6 protein-coding genes and 1 pseudogene are annotated in these 5,379 nt (G+C 70.5%); 4 read left to right on the top strand and 3 right to left on the bottom strand.

The genetic code is table 11. The features are described from left to right. The first annotated feature begins 337 nt into the window (after positions 1–337). A complete protein-coding gene (locus EFK10_RS36195; RefSeq protein ID WP_127359881.1) occupies positions 338–1,207 on the top strand; it encodes an alpha/beta fold hydrolase in 870 nt (289 codons plus the stop codon). A 16-nt stretch (positions 1,208–1,223) separates the two neighbouring features. Here EFK10_RS36195 and EFK10_RS36190 read toward each other — a convergent pair whose 3' ends face one another. Next, positions 1,224–2,033 carry an SAM-dependent methyltransferase gene (locus EFK10_RS36190; RefSeq protein ID WP_127359880.1) on the bottom strand — a complete coding sequence of 270 codons (810 nt, stop codon included), beginning with the start codon at positions 2,031–2,033 and terminating at the stop codon, positions 1,224–1,226. 169 nt (positions 2,034–2,202) lie between these two features. Between EFK10_RS36190 and EFK10_RS36185 the strand changes: the two genes are divergently transcribed. Continuing rightward, the gene (locus tag EFK10_RS36185) at positions 2,203–3,666 is read left to right on the top strand and encodes an AlkA N-terminal domain-containing protein (protein ID WP_127359879.1); all 1,464 of its coding nucleotides are present in this window, start codon (positions 2,203–2,205) and stop codon (positions 3,664–3,666) included. After that, a pseudogene (locus EFK10_RS51300) lies at positions 3,663–3,851 on the top strand (alpha-ketoglutarate-dependent dioxygenase AlkB); the annotation flags it as partial. The gene EFK10_RS36185 and the pseudogene EFK10_RS51300, both read left to right, overlap by 4 nt. Before the next feature lie 228 nt (positions 3,852–4,079). On the opposite strand, the gene EFK10_RS48045 reads toward EFK10_RS51300, so the two are convergent. Both EFK10_RS48045 and EFK10_RS36175 read right to left on the bottom strand, forming a co-directional pair. Then, a complete protein-coding gene (locus tag EFK10_RS48045) occupies positions 4,080–4,355 on the bottom strand; it encodes a DUF7848 domain-containing protein (RefSeq protein WP_164836288.1) in 276 nt (91 codons plus the stop codon). Beyond that, a complete protein-coding gene (locus EFK10_RS36175; RefSeq protein WP_127359878.1) occupies positions 4,352–4,603 on the bottom strand; it encodes a hypothetical protein in 252 nt (83 codons plus the stop codon). The genes EFK10_RS48045 and EFK10_RS36175 overlap by 4 nt, the downstream gene beginning before the upstream one ends. A 192-nt stretch (positions 4,604–4,795) precedes the next feature. Between EFK10_RS36175 and EFK10_RS36170 the strand changes: the two genes are divergently transcribed. Next, complete coding sequence (locus EFK10_RS36170) at positions 4,796–5,035, top strand: GntR family transcriptional regulator (RefSeq protein ID WP_240677685.1); 240 nt, start codon at positions 4,796–4,798, stop codon at positions 5,033–5,035. Positions 5,036–5,379: the final 344 nt, after the last annotated feature.

The raw sequence follows: 5,379 nt of genomic DNA, 5'->3' as shown, positions 1-5,379 counted from the left end.
CGCCACCACAGAAACCGACTGAACCACCACGACCACAGGCCACGTGGGTCACGATTCATCCGGCCAAAGTGGGTCCAAGTTCAGGCGCCCCCGACACTGCCGAACCAGTGCTCGAAAGTGGCTGCAGACGACCGCGTATATGCCTGGGTGCCTGGGCTGTTCGATCCCGTCATCACGCCCGTCCGCCGTGGTGGAGACACGGGACGTGCTCGCGCGAAGGCCAAATACAAGGAGAGGGCGCGCGGGGGCCTCGCGGTGACCGTCATCGAGTGCTGACGGGGCCGGCCGGGGCGCAAACCGGTTGCTGTGATCGTCAGGCGGTCATGAGAATGGCGCCATGCCTACGTTCACCGCTCCCGACAGGACTGAACTCGCCTATCACGTCGTGGGGGACGGCGAGCCGCTGCTCTGCCTGCCGGGCGGGCCGATGCGTGCCTCCGCCTACCTTGGGGATCTCGGTGGGCTGGCGGGGCAGCGCAGGCTGGTGATGCTGGACCTGCGCGGGACCGGTGAGTCGGGCGTTCCCGCGGACCCGGCGACGTACCGCTGTGACCGGCAGGTCGGCGATGTCGAGGCATTCCGTGATCATCTCGAGTTGGATCGGGTCGACCTGCTGGCGCACTCGGCGGCGGGCGATCTCGCCATTTTGTACGCGGCCCGGTATCCGGAACGCGTCCGCAGCCTGACTCTGATCACGGCCAGGGCTCGGGCCCTTGGGGTCGACTTCACCGAGGAGCACCGCAGGGAGGCGGCTACCCTGCGCGCGGGCGAGCCGTGGTTCGCAGGCGCGCACGAGGCCTATGAAGCGGTCTGGGCCGGGTTCGCGACGGATGCCGAGTGGGACGCCATCGCGCCCTTTTTCTATGGCCGTTGGGACGCGGCCGCGCAGGCACACGCCGCGTCGGAGGTCGAGCAGAGCAATTTCGAGGCCGCGGACGTCTACGCGTCGTCCGGCGCCTTCGATCCCGCCCCGGCCCGCGCCGCGATTGCCACCGCACTGGACGCACGGGTCCTGATCGTCGCGGGCGAAAAGGACAGCGGCCCGCTCCCCCGCGTCGCCGCCCGCATCGCGGAGCTGTTCCCCAAGGCCGAACTGACCGTGCAGCCGGACGCGGGCCACTTCCCGTGGCTCGACGACCCCGGCCGCTTCAGCCAGACCGTCGCGGCGTTCCTCGCGGAAGGGGGTGCCGGGCAGGCGGCGCGGTGACCGGGCCGCCGTGGCGTTAGGGCTTGCGGCCGACGCCGCAGACCGCGGTCGACTCCGAGGGGCTGCTGTCACCGTCGACGGGTTCCGGGCGCCACCTCGACGTCATGACGACGCCCGGCTCGACCAGCTCCAGTCCGTCGAAGAAGGTGGCGATCCGCTCGGGGCTGCGAACGTGGTACGAGCTGGCGGAACTCTCGTTGTAGACCCGAATCGCCTCGTTCTGCGCGGCGTTGGTGTCGGTGCCGTCGCTGAGCGCCAGGTAGCTGCCGGAGGGGAGGGCTTCGAGCAACCGGTTCACGATCGACTGCGGGTTTTCGGAGTCGGGGAGCTGACCCATGATCCCCAGCATCGTGAGCGCGATGGGTTGGGTGAAGTCGAGGGTGGCGGCCGCGCCCTCCAGGATCCTGTCGGTGTCGCGTACGTCGGCGTCGAGGTAGTCGCAGGCGCCTTCGGGGCTGCTGGTCAGCAGGGCACGGGCGTGCACCAGCACCAGGGGGTCGTTGTCGACGTAGACGATCCGGGACGACGAGGCGACGCGTTGCGCCACTTCGTGGGTGTTGTCGACGGTCGGGAGGCCGGTGCCGATGTCCAGGAACTGACGGACGCCCGCCTCGCCGGCCAGGAAGCGGACGGCGCGGGAGAGGAATCGCCGCTGCTCGCGGGCGATGAGGGCTATGTTGGGAAACATCTGAAGGATCACGTCGCCGACCTGCTGGTCCGCGATGTAGTTGTCCTTGCCGCCCAGCAGGTAGTTCCATACCCGGGCCGAGTGCGGTCTGTCCGCCTGGAGCCTGTCGGCCAGCGTGTCCTCAGGAGTGCTGTTCATACGGCAAGGGTCACACGAACTTGCTTTCGCTGTCCGGAGGTTCGCATCAGCCGTCCGCGCCGGTGCGCTCGCCCCCACGACAACACCAGGCGGAGATCCTCAAGGGCGCGAATCTGATGTCCGTTTCCCGCCAGCATCCGGGGCGCGGGTGGCGCACAGTGGATGGGTGATGAGTGAGGACAGCAGGTACGAGGCGGTGTGCAGCCGGGACGCGCGGTTCGACGGGGTCTTCTTCTTCGCCGTGGCCACGACGGGCATCTACTGCCGCCCGAGCTGCCCCGCGGTCACGCCCAGGCGTGGAAACGTACGGTTCTTCGCGACGGCGGCCGCGGCCCAGGGCGCCGGGTTCCGGGCCTGCCGGCGCTGCCGCCCTGACGCGGTGCCCGGGTCGGCCGAGTGGAACGCGCGCGCGGATGCCGTCGGGCGCGCGATGCGGCTGATCGGCGACGGCGTCGTGGACCGGGAGGGCGTGGCGGGCCTGGCGGCACGGCTGGGATACAGCGCGCGGCAGGTGCAGCGGCAGCTCAACGCAGAGCTGGGGGCCGGGCCCATCGCACTGGCCCGGGCGCAGCGGGGGCACACCGCGCGGATACTGCTGCAGACCACGCAGATGCAGGCCGCCGAGGTCGCCTTCGCGGCCGGGTTCGCCAGCGTGCGGCAGTTCAATGACACGCTCCGCGAGATCTACGCCCTCACGCCCAGCGAACTGCGCGCCGCGCGCCCTGGCCGCCAGTCCCGCTTCGGCTCGGTCGCCTCACCAGGCGCGTCCGGCGGGGTCCCGCTGCGCCTCGCCTACCGGGGCGCGTACGACACCGAGCAGGTCTTCGACCACCTGGCGCACCGCGCCGTCACCGGCATCGAGGAGCTCACCGGCGAGCGCGGTGCCCGCACCTACCGGCGCACCCTGCGGCTGCCGCACGGCCACGGCGTCGCCGAGGTCAGCGAGGCCACCGGCGCGGGCGGCTGGCTGGAGTGCCGGCTGCACCTGAGTGAGCTGCGCGACCTGACCACCGCGACCCAGCGCATCCGCCGGCTCTTCGACCTGGACGCCGACCCCTACGCCGTCGCCGACCGCCTCTGCGCCGACCCCCTCATGCGCGCCCTGGTGGAGCGGCGGCCCGGCCTGCGCGCCCCCGGCGCCGCCGACCCGCATGAGCTGGCCGTACGCGCGGTCCTGGGCCAGCAGGGGTCCGTCGCGGCCGGGCAGCGACTCGGCGGTGCCCTGGTGGCGGTGTACGGAGAGCCGCTGCCGGCGCCGAGCGGCGGGCTCACCCACCACTTCCCCGGGGCCGCTGACCTGGCCGACGCGTCGCTGAGCGAGATCGGCATGCCGGACTCCCGCCGCGCCACCCTGCGCACCCTGGCCACGGCGCTGGCCGACGGTATGGTCCGCCTCGACCCCGGCGCCGACCGCGACGCCACGGAGAAGGATCTGCAGCGTCTGCGCGGCATAGGCCCCTGGACGGCCGGCTACATCCGCATGCGCGCCCTGGGCGACCCCGACGTCCTGCTGGAGTGCGACGCCGTCCGGGCGGCCGCCTGCCGCATGGGCATCTTGCTCCAGGACGCCGAGGCCTGGCGCCCCTGGCGCAGCTACGCGATGCACCATCTGTGGAACGGAGGTGACCGGTGACCGCTCCCATCCCCCGCCCACGCCTGCGGGTCGCGCCCGGCGCGGTCCACGTGCCCGGCTGGCTGACCCTCGGCCGGCAGCAGGAGCCGGTGGCCACGTGCCGTGCCTGGGCCACGGGCCCGGTGCCGATCCGGCACACCCGGCTGCCGCGCGGTGGCGTGATGTCCGTACACACCGTGTGTCTGCTGGCACTGCCACGAGTGGGGTACAGAGTGCCCATCGTAGGACATGAAGAAACCCCCTCCGCCCGAAGGCGAAGGGGGCCCGGACAGGATCCGCGGGGAGGCCGACCTCACCGGTCCGCCGGGGTCCCGCCGTCGTCCGCGGACCGCAGAGAGTTGGAAGCGGCACGCGGGTCCTGCGCCGCTCCGACTACCCGGTGCCTGTCAGAGTCCAGCAGCCGGAGCGGCGTCTCAGAGGGCGCGCCTGCCGCCTTCGCAGAGAGGGTTCGAGGGCGCAGGGTCGACGCGCCAGAAGCTTTCGGTCGCGAGCTTGAACTGACGATGCGCGGTGTTGGCGCCCGTGTGCTTCATCGCCCACAGCTCCACGGCGAGCCGGTCATCGTCGACAGCGGGCGACATCTCCGCACACGCGATGCACTGCACCTGGAATATCCCTGACGGCGCGCCGTCCGCGGCCTCCACGCTGAGCGTCCACTCAGCAGCCTTGATGATCGCGCTGGGGTTCACAGGCAGGCCCCGCTGTTCCAGCCTCCGACTTCCCGATACACACCGCGTCGTCGGCCATCCTCAGCGACCGCGACAGACAGGGCTTCGCCTGTCGTGATCTCCTCCACGTTCTCGGGCAGGGCCTCCCACTCCTTACCGCCCTTGAGAGGGCGCATGAGGATGTACGGGCCGACCTGGCCCATTACACGCCCGACGCGACCCGTCTCGATGTCCTTCGCAAGCGTGTGGGGTTCCGCGGCTCTTTCCATCCGTGACTCCCCGCCGTCGGAATGCTGCTCTGTAGAATCCACCTGTCGACGCCTCTCGCACGCGTTGGCCACCCCCGGGGCCGCTAGCACGGTCGCCGGGATTTTCAGGTCCAATCTACCCCTAGTAGACCGCAGTAGTCTGCCGTCTGCCACCAATCGCGCAGTAGACCGCAGCTACCTATTGTCGACTACGTGGAGGATCTTGACGAGACGCGGGCCAAGTGGCGCCAGGTGTACGAAGTAATCGAGCGGCGTATTGAGACTGGCGAGTACCCGCCCGGCAGCCGCATTCCGTCAGTGGTCGAGCTGCAGAGCGAGTACGGCATTGCGCTTGCGACGGTGCAGAAAGCCGTGCGGGCGCTGAAAGAGGCTGGTCTCATCCGGACGGAGCAGGGGATCGGCAGCTTCGTCGCCGGTCGGAAGAGCAAGTGACGCCAGAGCGCAAAAAGGCCCCGTCTCCATGTCGGAGACGGGGCCGTCGTGTGCGTCAGACGTGCCTACCTGTGTCGATCGCGCCGGCCGTCGCGGTTTCGCGTACTGCGACGCGCTGATCCACGCGCCCCCGAGGACGAGTGGACGCCGTTCCTGGACGCCACAAAGGCACTGCACCCAACAGGCCGCAGCCCGCGCGCCAAGGTGCTCCGCGAGTTCATCCGCTGGTATCTCCGTCGCCCCGGGGAAGCTCCGAGGCGCCCGCCGGCCGGTCCGTGGTCCGCCGCTTAGAAGTGAAGTTCCCCCGCTGAACTGGACAGCCTGATACTGGGACGGTTGAGTCC

It is taken from the genome of Streptomyces soli (assembly GCF_003999195.1).
Taxonomy (GTDB): Bacteria; Actinomycetota; Actinomycetes; order Streptomycetales; family Streptomycetaceae; genus Actinacidiphila; species Actinacidiphila soli.
The sequence above is the reverse complement of the archived record's forward strand: the minus strand, read 5'-3'. Positions and strand labels throughout refer to the sequence as shown.

What these genes read in the sequence shown, in the direction of transcription:
- EFK10_RS36195 (WP_127359881.1), top strand. Translation starts at nt 338, where the DNA reads ATGCCTACGTTCACCGCTCCCGACAGGACTGAACTCGCCTATCACGTC.
- EFK10_RS36190 (WP_127359880.1), bottom strand. Translation starts at nt 2,033, where the DNA reads ATGAACAGCACTCCTGAGGACACGCTGGCCGACAGGCTCCAGGCGGAC.
- EFK10_RS36185 (WP_127359879.1), top strand. Translation starts at nt 2,203, where the DNA reads ATGAGTGAGGACAGCAGGTACGAGGCGGTGTGCAGCCGGGACGCGCGG.
- EFK10_RS36175 (WP_127359878.1), bottom strand. Translation starts at nt 4,603, where the DNA reads ATGGAAAGAGCCGCGGAACCCCACACGCTTGCGAAGGACATCGAGACG.